Here is a 233-nt window from a genome sequence, read left to right as displayed (position 1 = left end):
AGCTGTTCCTACCTGCACACTTGTTTTATTGGTATTGACAGTTCCCGCTGGCAAATTCAAAAAGGAAAGCGTGTAAAAAACGGGAATTACCTCATCTTTTTTATTATTACCATTGACACCCCAAAACGCATAAAAGGTTTGATTTCCTGTCGCTGTAACTGCAATTTCTTTAATTGAATTTGGTGCCGTAGCCGAAGCAGACCATCCGAAAAACGTATAATCTTTTAAGGTTG

1 protein-coding gene is annotated in these 233 nt (G+C 38.6%); it reads right to left on the bottom strand.

Annotation, left to right across the window (positions count from 1 at the left end):
- A partial coding sequence (locus SB754_RS23135) for a hypothetical protein (RefSeq protein ID WP_410784582.1) occupies window positions 1-233 on the bottom strand: 233 nt, incomplete at both ends.

Source organism: Leifsonia sp. SIMBA_070, assembly GCF_046534635.1.
Lineage (GTDB): Bacteria > Actinomycetota > Actinomycetes > Actinomycetales > Microbacteriaceae > Leifsonia.
The sequence above is the reverse complement of the archived record's forward strand: the minus strand, read 5'-3'. Positions and strand labels throughout refer to the sequence as shown.